A 16,744-nucleotide genomic window follows, 5' to 3' on the forward strand; every position below is an offset into this window, starting at 1 on the left:
GTTCCTTATACGCATCCAGCTGTTAAAAATCATGGTTCATTATGATGAATAAGGTGTTCGCCCGGGATGAATACTATGGTCAGAATCACAGAACAAGCCATCCCTGTCCCCACCTTCGGCCGCTCGTTTTGGCGAAGCTTATGGCGCATACATCTGCGTAAGCCGCAGATTACGTATAAAGTCCGATTAGGTGAAGCTTTAGGAAATCAAGCCGTAGTTCAAAACTTCTAAGAAAGCGGGGCATCAAGTGAAATGAAAGCTACTGGTATTGTACGCCGTATCGATGATTTAGGCCGTGTTGTTATCCCTAAGGAAATCCGCCGAACGTTGCGGATTCGGGAAGGAGATCCGCTCGAAATCTTTGTGGACCGGGATGGAGAAGTGATTTTGAAGAAATATTCGCCGATCGGGGAATTGGGCGATTTTGCCAAGGAATATGCGGAGTCGCTGTATGAGAGCACCAGCCATATTACCTTAATCTCCGACCGGGATACGATTATTGCTGTCGCAGGCGCTTCCAAGAAGGAATATCTGGATAAGCAAATTAGTTCCTTGCTGGAGAGCAGCATGGATAGCCGTAAAATCATCATGGAAACAGCGTCTGGATCGTACGAAATTACGAAGGATCATCCAGAAAACATCTCTTCGTTTGTCATTGCGCCAATTATTGCTGGCGGTGACCCGATCGGGACTGTGGTGCTTGTGAACAAGGACGATTCTGTGAAGATGTCCGACTTGGAATCGAAAATGGCGGAGACAGCTGCCGGTTTTCTCGCAAAACAGATGGAGCAATAAAAAGAACTCAAGATATCCGCAAGACGCATGGAGGAACTTACACACACCGCTGTTTGGGGCGGACGCCGTCCGTCCGAAACTTAGAGGGATGTGTAAGTTTTTTTGTGTTGGGGCTTAGGAAATGGCGATGGCCTCCGTTTCGTCTTATAATGGAACCTGTTAGCTTAAAAACATGCTGATGACTGTTAAAGCAAAGTAGGTTGCCATGATGGAAACGAAGGAAAGCCTGTCCTCCAAGCTGCTAAAGGGAGCGGCCGTTCTGAGCGCGGCGGCGCTAATCACCAAGCTGCTGGGAATGCTGCAGAAGATCCCGCTGCAAAATATCGGGGGAGACGGCGTATTCGGTATTTATAATACGGTATACCCTTTGTACACCCTGCTGGTTACGCTCACGACCTCGGGGTTTCAGGCGGCGGTGGCCAAATTTATTGCGGAACGCCAGGCCCCTGGGCTGGAACGGGAGCGGAGCGAGGTGCTGCGACTGGCATCGGCGACGATGCTGGTGTTGGGGGTTGCCTTTGCGGTGCTGCTTTACTTTGGCGCCCCGGTATTATCGCAGCTCATCGGAAGCAGCTTGTTGATTCCGGCTTTTCGCGGGGCGGCGCCTGCGCTGCTGCTCATCCCGGTGGCGGCGGCGCTGCGGGGATATTTTCAGGGACACCAAAATATGACGCCGACCGCGGTCTCCCAGGTGGTGGAGCAGGCCATTCGTGTCACGGTGATGATCGTCCTGCTGCTGGCGTTAAGCCGGCTGGGAGCCGCTGATGCGGATCTTGCCGGAGGGGCACTGGTCGGCTCCTCCGCGGGAGCAGCTGCGGGTCTTGCCGTGATGCTGCTGTATTGGCGGGGCTATACCCGTTCTTCGCTGCAGCGGCGGGAAGCCGGACCATCGGCGGAGGCGGATCAGCCGCTGACTGACGAGAAACGATTGTTACCTCGGGAAACAAGGGGGCAGCGATGGTCCGCGCTCTTCAAGGTTGCGCTGCCGATCAGCTTGGCCTCGCTTGGGGTGCCGCTGATCAGCCTGGTGGATACGTTCACGCTGCCGCGGCTGCTTTCCGCCCATGGGGAGGAGCTGCAGATCATGGCCCAGGTGGGGATTTACAACCGGGGTATCCCGTTGGTTCAGCTCGTCACGATGCTGGCGACGTCGCTGTCGGTGTTGTTTGTGCCCGCGATGGCCGAGCTGCAGATGAAGGGAGATACCGGGGCGATCCGGCGTCAGGTGCAGCTGGCCTTGCGCTGGTTCTGGCTGATCGGCCTGGCGGCTTCGCTGGGCCTGGCCTTGCTGGCTGCGCCCATCAACGTCATGCTGTACGAGGATGCGGCGGGATCGGCCACCTTGGCTTGGGTGGCCTGGACGGCGGCGCCCGGCGCGCTGGTCGCAGCGACGAGTGCCCTGTTACAGGGCCTCGGCCACGTGCGCGCCCCGGCGCTGCACCTGCTCGCTGCGGCATTGCTCAAGACCGCGTTAAACGCGGTGCTCGTGCCGCAGCTTGGCATCACCGGCGCCGCCATCGCCGGCGTCGCCGCGTACGGCGCAGCAGCGGCGCTGAACGCCGCGCTGCTGCTGCGCCGGGTCCAGCTGCGTCCGCGCCTGCGGGACGCGCTGCTGCGCCCGGCGGCGGCCGCCCTGGCGATGGCCGCCGCGGTGCTGGCGCTGCGCCTCGCCGCCGCCGAGCTGCCCGCAGGCCGCGGGGGGGCCGCGGCCGTGAGCCTGCTCGGCGTGCTGCTTGGCGCAGCCGTGTTCGTCGCAGCCGTGCTGCGCACACGGCTGCTCAGCGCGGCAGAGCTGGGCGCCCTGCCGCGGATCGGCCCGAAGCTGCTGACGCTGCTTCGGAAGCTGCGGCTGCTGCCGTAGCGCTCTGCGCAGCTTGCTGCTTGCCGTTGCAGCGGAACTTACTGCGGTTACCGCCTGATGGCGCAGAAAATTTCAGTTTCGCCGCCAGCAATGGTATAGTAATAACATGCTGAACGGACAGGGAGTGAAAGGCATAACATGAGCGCAACCATTACAGTGGTCGGCCTCGGCTCGGGAGATCCCGACCGGCTGACCTTAGGCAGCCTGAAGCGGCTGCAGGAGGCGGAAGAACGTTACGTCCGGACGAAGGACCATCCGGTGGTGGACTGGCTGGAGCAGACGGGCGTCCAATTTACTTCGTTCGACGAGGTGTATGAAGCGAAGGACGATTTTCCTTCCGTTTATGAGGAGATTGCCTCCAGACTGTTAGCGCGGGCTGAAGCAGGGCGACAGGGAGAGAATATCGTATACGCTGTTCCTGGGCATCCGCTGGTTGCCGAAGCGACGGTGAAGCTGTTGCGGGAACGCTGTCCGGAGCATGGAATCTCGCTCGATATCATCGGCGGGGAGAGCTTCCTGGACGAGGCCTTCGTTCGTCTGGGCTTCGATCCGATCGAAGGGTTCCTCCTGTTAGACGCCTCGGAGGTCCGGGGGGAAGCGATCGATCCGAGACGGCATACGTTAATAGGGCAAGTTTATGACCAGATCACTGCTTCGGAAGTCAAGCTGGGGTTAATGGAACTGCTGCCTGACGATTATCCGGTCGTTGTGGGACATGCCCTTGGGGTGGCGGGACAGGAGCGGATCGAGCGGGTTCCGCTGTTTGAACTGGATCGTATGACCGGCTACGGGAACCTGTCTCTGGTCTATGTGCCGGCCAGCGAGGACGATACGCTTCGCAACCGCAGCTTCCAGCGGCTTCATGAGATCGTGTCGATTTTGCGCAGTCCGGGTGGATGTCCGTGGGATCGCGAGCAGACGCATGAATCGATTCGCAAAAATCTCATCGAAGAAACCTACGAGGTGCTGGAGACGATCGACGACGACGATCCCGACCACATGCGTGAGGAGCTTGGCGATCTGCTGCTGCAAATCATGCTCCATTCCCAGATGGAGGAGGAGACCGGCACTTTTACGGTGTATGATGTCATCCAGGAGCTAAATGAGAAGCTGATTTACCGCCATCCGCATGTCTTCGGCAATTTGAGTGCGGAGGATGCCGAGGCGGCGCTGAACAACTGGGAAGCGATGAAGGCCGAGGAGAAGAAACGCAAAGGCATCCAGCCGGAGCGCCAATCGGTCATCAGCGGGGTGCCGCGTGATTTGCCGGCATTGATGAAGGCATACAAGCTCCAGAAGAAGGCGGCCAAGGCCGGATTCGATTGGGAGGATATCGACGGGGTTTGGTCCAAGCTGGAGGAGGAGATCCGCGAGCTGAAGGAAGCCGTCGCGCAAAAGCAAGATCCTGAGTCGCAGGAGCTGGAGCTGGGCGACGTGCTGTTCTCGGTGGTGAATGCTGCCCGGTACATCGGAGTTGATCCGGAGCAAGCCCTCTCGCGGACGATCCGCAAATTTACGGAGCGGTTCCATTATGTCGAGGAACGGCTTCGCGAACAGGGCAAAACACCTGGCGACAGCACATTAGCCGAAATGGACGCCTTATGGGACGAAGCTAAGTCGAAAGAACGGGAATGATGGGAGAAAAGGACTAAATTTCAGTTTTTTTGAGAAAAAAACAAAAAAAAGTTCCTAAGAGTGCAGGATTTTTCAAATCAAGCAAGAATACTCATACAAAGATAACCATCTGGCGCTGGGTAGGCTTGAAGGCAGGCCTGAAGCCTATAGTGCCAAGGTATCACCTATTTCTTTAATTATTGGGAGGCATTATTAATGAACAAAACAGATCTGATCAACAACATTTCCAGCAAAAGCGGTTTGACGAAAAAAGACGTTGAATCCGTATTGAATGGTTTTCTCGGCGAAATTACCGATGCACTTGCTAGCGGCGACAAAGTTCAACTGATCGGCTTCGGTACATTCGAAACTCGCAAACGCTCCGGTCGTACGGGCCGCAACCCGCAAACCGGCAAAACAATCGAAATCCCAGCTTCCACAGTTCCGGCATTCAAAGCGGGCAACAAACTTAAAGAAGCTGTAAAATAATGCGTCTCGATAAATTCCTGAAGGTATCGCGGCTGATCAAGCGGCGCACCGTGGCGAAGGACGTCTCCGAACAAGGCAGAGTTCTGATCAACGGGCGCGAATCCAAACCGAGCAGTACGGTGAAGGTGGGCGACGAAATTACGGTTCAATTCGGCCAGAAGCTGGTGACCGTGCGCGTCGAACGTCTGGTCGAAACGACTCGTAAGGATGAAGCTGCTTCGATGTATACCTTAATCAAGGAAGAGCCCATCGCAAAAGAGACCGGTCTGGACTGGTCCTGACATAGTGACGCTCAGAGCATGTTCCGTTTCTTCGGGGCATGCTCTTTTTTAACCTCATGAGGTGTAAAAAATATCCTAGCCAAACTGTGAATTCATGATAATATAGTAAATACACTTACTAATGTTTTCGATAAGCACACATCTGCTTCTTAGAGAACACCTCTAAATCAACCTCATGTTTAAATCATCGACGCTGCACATGCGGCACACCTCTACGAAATGAAATCGCGCCTAACGATCAAGCAACTTTCATACTAACGATCAAACAACCAAACGAAGCAGGAAATGAAGAAACAGGCAACAACAAACCAACTAGAGCAGCAGATCCTATCGTCGCTCAGGCTGCAGCTCACTATTCAGAAACCGGGGTGATCCAATCAACGAAGATAATTTAAAACGCTTACAAAGTGAAAATATTCACAACTATTTCGTTCATCATTTTTCACGACAGCCATAGGGTATACCAAGGTCCATAATCCAGTCTATCCAAAGGATGATTGCCTGATGAAACAGCTCGTGCACAAGCTCTATGCGCGGGGAGAGCTCTCCAAGGAGGAGCTCGTCGATCTACTGGAGCATATGGATGTCGAAACGCGCAAGGAGCTCTTCCGATTGGCCCGTCTAAGGCGGGAGCAGGCTTACGGGGACAAGGTGTATATGCGCGGTTTGATTGAATTTTCAAGCTACTGCCGGCGGAACTGCTTGTATTGCGGACTGCGGGCCGGGAATCGCGAAGCGGAGCGTTATCGGCTCAGCCCGGAGGAGATTCTCGAATGCTGCCGGGAAGGATACGAGCTGGGCTTCCGCACGTTTGTGCTCCAAAGCGGGGAGGATCCCTGGTATACGGCCGATCTGCTGGCTGCCTTAATCCGGGAGATCAAAGCGGAGTTTCCGGATGCGGCCATCACCTTATCCATCGGCGAGCGGGAGGCGGAAACCTACCGATGGCTGTATGAAGCGGGGGCGGATCGCTTTTTGATGCGTCATGAAACCGCTTCCCGAAGATTGTACCAGGCGCTGCATCCTTCAATGTCCTTTGATCACCGGCGCCAATGTTTGGAGACGCTGCAGTCGATCGGCTATCAAGTTGGTGCAGGCTTTATGGTCGGGTTGCCCGGCCAGACCGCGGAGGATTTAGCGGAGGACTTGAACTATCTCCAAACGCTAAACCCAGACATGATTGGCATTGGCCCGTTTATTCCCCATGATCAGACCCCGCTTGGCAATGCGAAGGCCGGATCGCTGGAGGATACACTGGTTATGGTCGCGCTGGCCCGCCTGTTCCTTCCCGAAGCCTTAATTCCCGCGACAACCGCGCTTGGTACGTTACACCCGGAAGGAAGGGAGTTGGCGCTGAAGGCCGGGGCCAATGTGGTCATGCCCAATCTGTCACCCGTTGCCGTCCGCAAGAAATACGCTTTGTACAACAACAAAATCTGCACGGGTGATGAATCCGCCCAGTGCAGGCATTGCCTTGAGCTCCGGATTGAAGCCGCGGGCTTTTCCGTAGATATGGGAAGGGGGGACAGCCTGAAGGCGCTGGCAAGCCGCCGTCATGCTTAGTCATCGTTGCACAGAAGAAGTTTGAGTCAAAGAGATGAGGCATTTTTATTTCGTTATTATTCGTGAATTATTTCACAAAAAACGTAGAGGAGACATGGCGAATGAGCATATTGACCAAAACCAATGACCTTGGCTTTTTTGAAATTCGGCTGGAATCTATCGGCGGGCTCGGCGCCAACCTGGCCGGGAAGATGCTGGCGGAATCCGGGGTGCTTGGGCTCGGCCTAAATGGAGCAAGCTTCTCGTCTTATGGTTCGGAGAAGAAGGGCTCCCCGGTGAAGAGCTTTATCCGCTTTTGCGAGCCGGACGTGGAGATCCATGACCACAGCCCAATCGAGGAACCCCACGTCATCGGCGTGTTCCATGAAGCGTTGCACAAGACGGTAAATGTCCTAAGCGGCTTGAAGCCGGACGGAATCGTGTTGGTGAACTCAACCCGCGATTTTGAGGAAATTCGGCGCGACTTGAAGTTCCCTTACGGGACGCTCGCTGTGGTGGACGCGATGGGGATTGCCATTGACGAGCATACGAAGGTGAACACCTCGATGCTGGGGGCGTTGTTCCGGATATGCGATTTTTTGGATCCAGATTCGATGCGCGAAGTGATTCAGCATACATTCCAGAAAAAATACCCGCACTTGGTGGAGCCCAATCTGCGTACGTTCGACCGGGGGTATCATGAGGTGCGCTTCCAGACGATCCCGGCTCCCGAGGGGGTACAAGGGATACAATTCGAACGGCCGCAGCCGCTGCTCGGCTATAAGACGCAGGCGCCGGGCGGCATTATCCGGGCGCAGGGCAACAGCCTGCTGAAGGATTTGAGCGGCTCCCGACAGGGTTTTGTGCCGGAGCTGGATACGGACAGCTGCATCCATTGTGCTAACTGCGACTCGGTTTGTCCCGATCTGTGCTTCGTGTGGGAAGCTGGGGAGGACAAGAAGGGGCGCCCGCAAATGTTCTTGAGCGGAATCGACTACCAATATTGCAAAGGTTGCCTGAAATGCGTGGAAATCTGCCCAACGGGGGCGCTTAGCATGCGTCGGGAGGAACCCGGATATGCCGACAGCCACCGCGTCGCTCACGTCTTTCAGTAGAGGTTTTTTTCCAAGGTCAAGGTATTTTGAACTCGCAGAAGAGCCTAAAGGAGGACTTTATCGATGTCTATAACCGAAGAGAAAATCACGAAAATGACGCTGGCGGAACAAACGACGGCCTTCGAGTCAGGCAATGAAGCGGCAGCCATGGCGGCGGCTCAGATCAATTACCATGTGATGGGGTATTTTCCGATCACGCCGTCCACGGAGATCGCGCAAATACTGGACCAGAAGAAGTCGCAAGGCCTGCATGATATCCAGCTGATTGCAGCGGATGGGGAGCATGGCTCGGCGGGGATCTGTTACGGGGCAGCACTCGCTGGGGCTCGGGTGATCAATGCGACCAGCGCCAACGGGTTCATGTACATGATCGAACAGCTGCCGGTGCAGTCCGGGACGCGGTTCCCGATGGTGCTGAACCTGGTCACGCGCGCGATCAGCGGTCCGCTGGATATTCGCGGCGACCACTCCGATTTGTATTTCGCGCTGAACACCGGCTGGTTGATCCTGACGGCGAGCACCCCGCAAGCGGCATACGACATGAACATCATGGCGCTGAAGTGGTCGGAGCATCCAGAGGTTCGTCTGCCAGTGATCGTTGCCTATGACGGGTTCTTCACGTCTCATCAGAAACGGAAGTTAAGTTATTTCAAGGACGCCAAGACGGTCCGGGCGTTCGTAGGTGAAACGCCGCCGGTCGGATTTGATAACGTAGTCGATCTGTCGCGGCCGATCTCGGTTGGCGCGCATATGAACGGCGATGACCTATTGAATAACCACTACCAGCTGCACCTGGCTCAGGAGCGGGCAGCCGAAGTGTATCAACAAATCGCTGCCGAATATAAGGCGATTTCGGGACGCGATTACCCGGTGCTCGAATTGTATCAAATGGAGGATGCGGAGGTCGCTTTATTTCTGCTGAACTCGGCGGCTGAAACGGCCAAGATCATCGTGGATAAGCTGCGGGGTCAGGGGATTAAAGCGGGGCTCATTCGGCCGAACGTCATCCGGCCTTTCCCGGCGAAGGAGATCCGCACCGCGCTGCGGGGCGTCAAAGCGCTGCTGGTGGGGGAACGCGCCGATTCCTACGGCGGCAAAGGCGGCAATATGACGCATGAAATCCGCTCCGCGCTGAAGCTGGACCCGGCGAACCAAACGATCGTCTTGTCCCGCGTGTTTGGCCTGGGCGGTAAAGACTTCTATCCGGATGAAGCGGAAGCGTTCTTTAACCTGGCCATTGAGGCGATGAACCAAGGCGAAACTGCGGTGCCGTTCGATTATTTTGGGCAGGTGCCCGGGGATCCGGTGCACGAGCTCAAACCGATCTTGACGCCGCAGCACGGCGATGCCTTTAACAGCGGGCTGATTCAAGTAACGCCGGATGAGGCAACCGGCAAGCTGAAGGTGAAGCTGCCGCCGCTGCGCAGTCTGACGGCGAAGCCGAAGCGGCTGGCGCCGGGCCATGGGGCATGTCCGGGCTGCAGCGCGATCTCTTCACTGGAGCTGTTTTACAAAGGGATTGAAGGTGACGTGGTCACGTTGTTCCAGACCGGTTGCTCGTACGTCGTTACGGCCGGGTACCCTTATACCTCGCATAAGCAAACGTTCATCCACAACCTGTTCCAGAACGGGGCCGCAACCGTGGCCGGTGTCGTCGAAGCGTTCTGGGAGCGGAAGCGCCGCGGCGAGATCGACGTCTCGGATAACGTGACCTTTATCATGGTGACCGGTGATGGCGGGATGGACATTGGCATGGGGCCGGCGATCGGCTCGGCGCTGCGGAACCACAAGATGATTATTTTGGAATACGACAACGAAGGGTACATGAACACCGGCTCACAGCTCTCCTACTCCACGCCGCTGGGTCATCAGACCAGCACGTCCGGTGTAGGCAAGGCGCAGAAGGGGAAAGCGTTCCACCACAAGGATACTCCGCAGATCATGGCGGCGACGAATATCCCGTACGTGTTTACCGGGGCGGAAGCTTTCCCGCAGGACCTGATTATGAAGGCGGCCAAAGCGCAGTGGTACGCACAACATGAAGGCTTGGTTTACGGAAAAATGCTTAGTACCTGTCCGCTCAACTGGCGGTCTGAGGATCAGCTCGGTACGAAAATCCTGCAAACGGCAGTAGACTCCTGCTTCTTCCCATTGTACGAAGTCGAGCATGGCGTGACGAACATCACCTACAATCCGGAGGCGAAAAACAAGCGGATCTCGCCGCAGGAATGGTTGAAGCTGATGGGTAAAACGAAGCACATGCTGCATGACCAGGAACTGCTGGATGCCTTCGAGGAAGAGGTCAACCGGCGTTGGGAACGGCTCAAGCTGAAGCACGAAAGTCCGCTGCTTTAAGGTCAGCATTCGGACGATGAAGGGAGAGAAAGCGAAGATGGAAGAGACTTGCCGTTGTGCGAAGGATGAGGAGCGGCTGCACCGGGTGGGGGAAATCATCGATCAGTTTCGCCAGCTGCCGGGCGCGCTGATCCCGGTGCTCCACGAAATTCAGGATTTGTATGGCTATCTGCCGGAGGAAGCGCTGCAGATCGTTTCGCGGGAGCTGGGAATGTCGATGGCTGAGATTTACGGGGTGGCGACGTTCTACTCTTTTTTCTCGCTGGAGCCCAAGGGAGAGCATATCATCCGCGTCTGCATGGGGACGGCTTGTTACATTAAGGGCGCGCAAGGGGTGCTGGATCGCTTGAGCCAGGAGCTGAACGTTCCGGTCCAAGGGACGACGGCCGACGGGAAATTCACGCTGGATGCGACCCGGTGTCTGGGGGCTTGCGGTTTAGCGCCGGTCATGACCATTGGGGAGAAAGTGCATGGCCGGCTGACGCCAAACGAGATACCGAAAATACTGAAGCAGATGCGCACACCTGTACAGACGCATTAGAAGGGATGGTGGAACGATGAAAACGTTGTTGGATCTCGAGGGCATTCGAACGTCGCAGCTTAGCCGGCTGGTCCGCCGTAAGCTGGGCAAGGTCGAGGCTGTTGAAGGGGGCGTTGCCGAGCGTTCTGTCATGATTTGCGGCGGCACAGGCTGTACCTCCTCGGACTCGATGTTCATTGCGGAAGCCTTTGAGCAAGCGGTGGCCAGCCAAGGGATTCAGGACAAAATCGAGATTGTCCGGACGGGCTGCTTTGGGCTGTGCGAGCTGGGGCCGGTCGTGATCATTTACCCGGAGGAGGTATTCTACAACCGGGTGAAGGTGAAGGACGTAGCGGAGATCGTCGACAAGCACCTGCTTCAGGGCAAAATCGTCGATCGCCTCGTCTACCGACAGTCGCTGGAGAAGGACGGGCGGATCAAGCCGCTGCATGAGGTCGACTTCTTCCGCAAACAGCAACGGATCGCGCTGCGTAACTGCGGGACGATCGATCCGGAGGACATTGACGAATATATCGCCATGAATGGGTATAAAGCGTTGCATAAGGTCCTGACGACGATGGAGCCGGCGCAGGTTGTCGCCGAGGTGAAGGAAGCAGGCCTTCGCGGACGCGGGGGTGGCGGGTTCCCGACCGGAATCAAGTGGGAGACGGCGGCGAAGCAGCAGACGGGGCCAAAATACATGATTTGCAACGCCGACGAGGGCGACCCGGGCGCGTTTATGGACCGCTCGATCCTGGAGGGCGATCCGCACTCTGTATTGGAAGGCATGGCGATCGCCGGCTACGCCATCGGAGCGAATCACGGCTTCATCTACGTACGGGCGGAATATCCGATCGCCGTGCGCCGGGTGCAGGCGGCGATTAAGCAGGCCCGGGATTACGGGCTGCTGGGCGAGGATTTGTTTGGCACCGGCTTCTCCTTTGATATCAGCGTCCGTCTGGGAGCTGGGGCGTTTGTCTGCGGGGAAGAGACGGCGCTGATGAACTCCGTCGAAGGCAAGCGCGGCATGCCGAACCCGAAACCGCCGTTCCCGGCCGTCAGCGGGTTATGGGGGCAGCCGACGGTGATCAATAATGTGGAGACGCTGGCTAACGTGCCGATCATTATGCTCAAGGGCGCTTCGTGGTATGCGAGCATCGGGACGGAAAAGAGTAAAGGCACCAAGGTCTTCGCCTTGGGTGGCAAAGTCGTCAACACCGGGCTGGTGGAGGTGCCGATGGGGATTACACTGCGCGATGTGATCTACGAAATCGGCGGCGGGATTCCCGGCGGCAAAGCGTTTAAAGCGGTGCAGACCGGGGGGCCGTCCGGCGGCTGCTTAACGAGCGAGCATCTCGATCGGCCGATCGATTACGATACGCTGCTCAGCTTGGGGTCGATGATGGGCTCGGGCGGCATGCTCGTGATGGACGAAGAGACGTGTATGGTCGACGTGGCCCGATATTACCTTGATTTTACGCGTGACGAATCGTGCGGGAAATGCGCGCCTTGCCGGATCGGGACCAAACGCCTGCTGGAGATTTTGGAGAAAATCACGGAAGGCAAAGGAACGATGGAGGACCTGGAAGCGTTGGAGGAACTATCTGAGCAAATTAAGGCGGCTTCGCTGTGCGGGCTCGGCCAGACGGCGCCGAATCCGGTGCTGTCCACGCTGAAGTATTTTCGCGAGGAATATATCGCCCATGTGGTCGACAAGAAATGTCCTGCCGGCGTTTGCCGCTCGCTGATTACGTACACGATCGATCCGGAGAAATGCCGCGGCTGTACCCTTTGTGCCCGGAAGTGCCCGGCGGAAGCGATCTCGGGCGAGATGAAAGAGCCGCATGTCATCGATCCGCAGCTGTGCATCAAATGCGGAATTTGCTTCGACAGCTGCAAATTTGAAGCGATCTATAAGAGCTGAAGGGGGGAGAGTTCGAGCATGGATACGGTGAAATTATGGATTGACGATATGGAAACGGAAGTGCCGAAGGGAACAACGGTGCTCCAGGCTGCCCGCGGACTAGGCATTCACATTCCTACCCTTTGCCATCTGCAGGGCATGAACCACCCGTCCAGCTGCCGCGTCTGCTTGGTGGAGTCGGGCCCCCGCCTGATCGCTTCGTGCACGCTGGTGGCCGAGGACGGCATGCGGATTCGGACGAATACGCCGCGGGTGCGGAAAGCCCGCAAAACGACGGTTGAGCTGATTCTGTCGGATCACCATCGGGAATGTCTCACCTGCCTGCGCAGCGGAACCTGCGAGCTGCAGGAGGTGGCGAATCAAATTGGGGTGCGCGATGTGCGATATGCGGGAGGCAAGGCGCGGTCGACGGTTGATATCTCGTCGCCGTCGATCGTGCGCGACACTTCAAAATGCCTGCTGTGCGGCCGGTGCGTCTCCGTGTGCAGCGAGGTGCAGACTGTGGGGGCCATCGGGTTCATGAACCGCGGATTCAACACGGTGATTGGGCCGGCTTTGGGGCGGCCGATCGGCGAATCGGTCTGCGTGAACTGCGGGCAGTGCATCATGGCTTGTCCGGTTGGCGCGCTGCAGGAGCGGGAGAATGTGGGCGACGTGTGGCAGGCAATCGCTGACCCGCATAAATTCGTCGTTGTGCAGACGGCTCCGGCGGTGCGCGTCGCCTTGGGCGAGGAGTTCGGGATGCCGATCGGGACGCGGGTGACGGGCAAGATGGTCGCCGCGTTGCGCCGGCTTGGCTTCAACAAGGTGTTTGATACCGATTTTGCCGCCGACTTAACGATTATGGAGGAGGGCACCGAGCTGGTGCATCGCTTGGCCACCGGGGAGAACTTGCCGCTGATGACCTCCTGTTGTCCGGGCTGGGTGAAGTTTGTGGAGCATTTCTTCCCGGATATGATGGAGAATCTGTCGAGCTGCAAATCGCCGCATGAGATGGAAGGGGCGATGATCAAGAGCTATTTCGCCCAAACGATGGGGATCGATCCGGGGAACATTGTGGTGGTGTCGATTATGCCGTGTACGGCGAAGAAGTTTGAGGCACAGCGCGAGGAGCTGGCTCACGAGTCGTTACCGGACGTCGATTACGTGCTGACGACCCGGGAGCTTGCGCGGATGATCAAAGAGGCGGGGATCGATTTTGTGAACTTGAAGGGCGAGACGTTCGACAACCCGTTTGGCGAAGCTTCGGGGGCCGGCGTGATCTTCGGCGCGACCGGCGGGGTGGCCGAAGCGGCGCTTCGCACGGTGTTCGAGCTGGTCGCCGGCGAAGAGCTGGAGACGGTGGAATATACCGCAGTACGCGGAATGGACGGCATGAAGGAGACGACGGTGGAGCTGCCGGACGGCCGGATGATCCGCACGGCGGTGGTTCACGGGCTCGGCAACGCGCGTAAGCTGATGTCGATGATTCAGTCCGGTCAGCGCCAATACGAGTTTATTGAAGTGATGGCTTGTCCGGGCGGTTGTATCTGCGGCGGCGGGCAGCCGATCGTGGGTGCGAGCCTGCGGGATACCCTCGACGTGAAGGCGGCCCGAGCCAAGGCGATTTATGACGAGGACGAAGCGTCTACGGTTCGGAAATCGCACAAGAACCCGTATATCCAGCAAATTTATCGCGAGTTTTTGGAGAAGCCGAACAGCCATAAGAGCCATAAGTATTTGCATACACATTATTTGGTGCGCTCTCGTTATTAGCTTTTTGCCGTTGCGTGTGGGGTATCGGTGTTGCGCTTTGAGCGTTGAGCGTTGAGTGTTGAGTATTGAGTATTGAGTATTGAGTATTGAGTATTGAGTGTTCATCGTTGAGCGTTAAGTGTTAAGTTGCTTTTGTCCATACAGTCTCGAAGGGGTTCAGAAGTCATTTTGGCATCTCACAGGGAGGGATGGGGATGAGCAGGTCAGATCAAAGGCAGGCAGCGGACTTCATCCGGGATGAGACCATTGTGTCAGCGCTCGCTTACGGGTCGCGGCTAGCCCGCGACCGTAAAAAAGTGCTGGCGATTCTGGAGCGTGCCCGGACCGCCAAAGGCATCAGTGCGGAGGAAGCCGCCGTTCTGTTGAACGTGGAGGACGATGTATTGCTGGAGGAGATTTACCATGCGGCACGCGAGGTGAAGGAACGCATTTACGGGAATCGGATCGTCTTGTTTGCTCCTTTATATGTCAGCAACTATTGCGTCAATAACTGCGAGTATTGCGGCTATAAGCAGTCGAATAGGGGCATGGTTCGGCGGAGGTTGAACCGGGAGGAGCTGATCCGAGAAGTCGAGGTGCTGCAGCAACTGGGGCATAAGCGGCTGGCACTGGAGGCCGGGGAGGATCCGGAGCATTGCCCGATCGATTACATTCTTGAATGCATTGAAACGATCTACTCCGTGAAGGTCGACAACGGAAGCATTCGCCGGATTAACGTCAATATCGCAGCGACGACGGTGGAGGATTACCGCAAGCTGGCGAGCGTCGGGATCGGCACGTATATCCTGTTCCAGGAGACGTACCACCGCCCGACCTACAGCCGCATGCACCCCAAAGGGCCAAAACGCGATTACGACTGGCATACGACGGCGATGGACCGCGCGATGCAAGCCGGCATCGACGACGTTGGCGTGGGGGTGTTGTACGGGCTGTATGATCACAAATACGAGACGATCGCCATGCTGATGCATGCCGAGCATCTGGAAGCGACGTATGGCTGCGGGCCACACACGGTTTCCGTCCCTCGCTTGCGGGCGGCGGACGGCGTGGATCTGAACAGCTTCCCGTATCTCGTGAACGATCATGAATTTAAGAAGATCGTGGCCGTGTTACGGCTCGCGGTGCCTTATGCCGGCATGATTCTGTCCACCCGTGAGGACTCGAAATTCCGCGACGAGGTCATCAAGCTGGGGATCTCCCAGATCAGCGCAGGCTCGTGCACCGGCGTTGGCGGTTATACCAACACGTACGGCAGCGAGGGCCAAGCGATCTCAAGCAGCGATACCGCCCAGTTCGAGGTAGGTGACCACCGTTCGCCGCTGGAGATGATCAAGTCGCTGTGCCGGGACGGGTATATACCGAGCTACTGCACCGCTTGTTACCGGGAGGGGCGGACGGGCGACCGTTTCATGCGGCTGGCCAAATCGGGCCAGATCCATAACATCTGTCATCCCAACGCTCTGCTCACTTTGCAGGAGTATTTGCTGGACTACGGGGATGACGAAGCCCGGGAGATGGGAGCCACGCTGATCAAAAACAATCTCCGCCGCATCCCCAAAACCTCCGCCCGCGATGCGACGATCAACCGCCTGCAGCGTCTCAAGGAAGGCGAGCGGGATTTGTACTTCTAGCCCGGGGCCCGCGGAAATCAAAAACCTTCAATGCCACCTTAGCGGGTGGCGTTGAAGGTTTTTTTGGCGCCGATATGCTGATTATTCGGCATCTCGCCCAGTTGCCAACTCCATTCCGCTTGCCACGGTACAGGGTACACTTACTGCGCTCAACCCCCGGCTAGTGCTTTATTTCGCCTGCGGACTCCGGCGTGCGGCGTGTGGCTAACCCATTATTTCGCCTACGGACTCCGGCTAACGCTTGCCAGAGTGCTTATTTGGGCCAAATGAGGGGGATTTCATTTCTAACGCTTGTCAGCGAGCTTATTTGCATCAAATGGCCTCGTTTTGGGTGCGAAACAGGAAAATAAGCTCTCTCATAAGCGTTACATTTTGAAAATCCCCATTTTGGGCCCAATAGCGTTGCTGGCAAGCGTTAGAGGTTCGTTTCGCCGTGGTTGCTCCTCTAGTGTCTCTGCTGTCTCTAGTGTTGTTGCTCTGCTAGTGTCTCTGCTGTCTCTAGTGTTGTTACTCAGCGAGTGTCCCTGCTGTCGCTAATGTTGTTACTCAGCGAGTGTCCGTACTGTTAGTTACTGTTGTTATTCTACCAATGTCCGTGCTGTTTGCTACTGTTTTTGTTTTGCCAATCTCTGCTGACACTACTATTGTGCTCTTTCAGTATCTATTGCTGACGCTAATGTTGTTGATCCGTGAGTGTCACTGTTGTCACTATTGACGCTGCCGACGCGAAAGTTACTACTGTGCTTAACTGCGCTTAAATGTGCTTAACTACTCAAACTACCTTAACTGCACCTAACTTCTGCTAACTCTAACTACTCTAACTACTCTAACTACTCTAACTACTCTAACTACTCTAACTAGT

12 protein-coding genes are annotated in these 16,744 nt (G+C 56.6%); all 12 read left to right on the plus strand.

Annotated elements, in window-relative coordinates:
• Positions 1–252 precede the first annotated feature (252 nt).
• The 12 genes from spoVT (at position 253) to hydG (ending at position 15,882) form a co-directional block, all read left to right on the plus strand.
• Positions 253–795, plus strand: a complete 543-nt coding sequence (spoVT, locus tag M3G15_RS15035; protein WP_009226342.1) for a stage V sporulation protein T — start codon at positions 253–255, stop codon at positions 793–795.
• 205 nt (positions 796–1,000) lie between these two features.
• On the plus strand, positions 1,001–2,656 hold the full coding sequence (locus tag M3G15_RS15040) for a polysaccharide biosynthesis protein (protein ID WP_260071391.1): 1,656 nt from the start codon (positions 1,001–1,003) through the stop codon (positions 2,654–2,656).
• A gap of 138 nt (positions 2,657–2,794) precedes the next feature.
• The gene (gene yabN, locus M3G15_RS15045) at positions 2,795–4,291 is read left to right on the plus strand and encodes a bifunctional methyltransferase/pyrophosphohydrolase YabN (protein ID WP_260071392.1); all 1,497 of its coding nucleotides are present in this window, start codon (positions 2,795–2,797) and stop codon (positions 4,289–4,291) included.
• A 195-nt stretch (positions 4,292–4,486) separates the two neighbouring features.
• On the plus strand, positions 4,487–4,759 hold the full coding sequence (locus tag M3G15_RS15050; RefSeq protein ID WP_009226339.1) for an HU family DNA-binding protein: 273 nt from the start codon (positions 4,487–4,489) through the stop codon (positions 4,757–4,759).
• Entirely contained in the window at positions 4,759–5,040 is a 282-nt protein-coding gene (locus M3G15_RS15055) for an RNA-binding S4 domain-containing protein (protein WP_009226338.1), read from the plus strand. The genes M3G15_RS15050 and M3G15_RS15055 overlap by 1 nt, the downstream gene beginning before the upstream one ends.
• 504 nt (positions 5,041–5,544) lie before the next feature.
• Positions 5,545–6,603, plus strand: coding sequence for a [FeFe] hydrogenase H-cluster radical SAM maturase HydE (gene hydE / locus M3G15_RS15060; protein WP_260071393.1), 1,059 nt, complete (start codon positions 5,545–5,547; stop codon positions 6,601–6,603).
• 101 nt (positions 6,604–6,704) lie between these two features.
• Positions 6,705–7,697 carry a 2-oxoacid:acceptor oxidoreductase family protein gene (locus tag M3G15_RS15065; protein ID WP_260071394.1) on the plus strand — a complete coding sequence of 331 codons (993 nt, stop codon included), beginning with the start codon at positions 6,705–6,707 and terminating at the stop codon, positions 7,695–7,697.
• Between the two features lie 63 nt (positions 7,698–7,760).
• On the plus strand, positions 7,761–10,052 hold the full coding sequence (locus M3G15_RS15070; RefSeq protein WP_260071395.1) for a thiamine pyrophosphate-dependent enzyme: 2,292 nt from the start codon (positions 7,761–7,763) through the stop codon (positions 10,050–10,052).
• Between the two features lie 37 nt (positions 10,053–10,089).
• Complete coding sequence (nuoE, locus tag M3G15_RS15075) at positions 10,090–10,593, plus strand: NADH-quinone oxidoreductase subunit NuoE (protein ID WP_036646164.1); 504 nt, start codon at positions 10,090–10,092, stop codon at positions 10,591–10,593.
• Between the two features lie 16 nt (positions 10,594–10,609).
• Positions 10,610–12,496: an NADH-quinone oxidoreductase subunit NuoF gene (gene nuoF, locus M3G15_RS15085; protein WP_311202284.1), complete on the plus strand. Its 1,887-nt coding sequence runs from the start codon at positions 10,610–10,612 to the stop codon at positions 12,494–12,496.
• 18 nt (positions 12,497–12,514) lie between these two features.
• Positions 12,515–14,251, plus strand: coding sequence for an NADH-dependent [FeFe] hydrogenase, group A6 (locus M3G15_RS15090; RefSeq protein ID WP_260071396.1), 1,737 nt, complete (start codon positions 12,515–12,517; stop codon positions 14,249–14,251).
• 194 nt (positions 14,252–14,445) lie between these two features.
• A complete protein-coding gene (hydG, locus tag M3G15_RS15095) occupies positions 14,446–15,882 on the plus strand; it encodes a [FeFe] hydrogenase H-cluster radical SAM maturase HydG (protein WP_009226331.1) in 1,437 nt (478 codons plus the stop codon).
• Positions 15,883–16,744 lie beyond the last annotated feature (862 nt).

This window comes from Paenibacillus sp. p3-SID1389 (assembly GCF_025151705.1).
GTDB classification, from domain to species: Bacteria; Bacillota; Bacilli; order Paenibacillales; family Paenibacillaceae; genus Fontibacillus; species Fontibacillus phoenicis.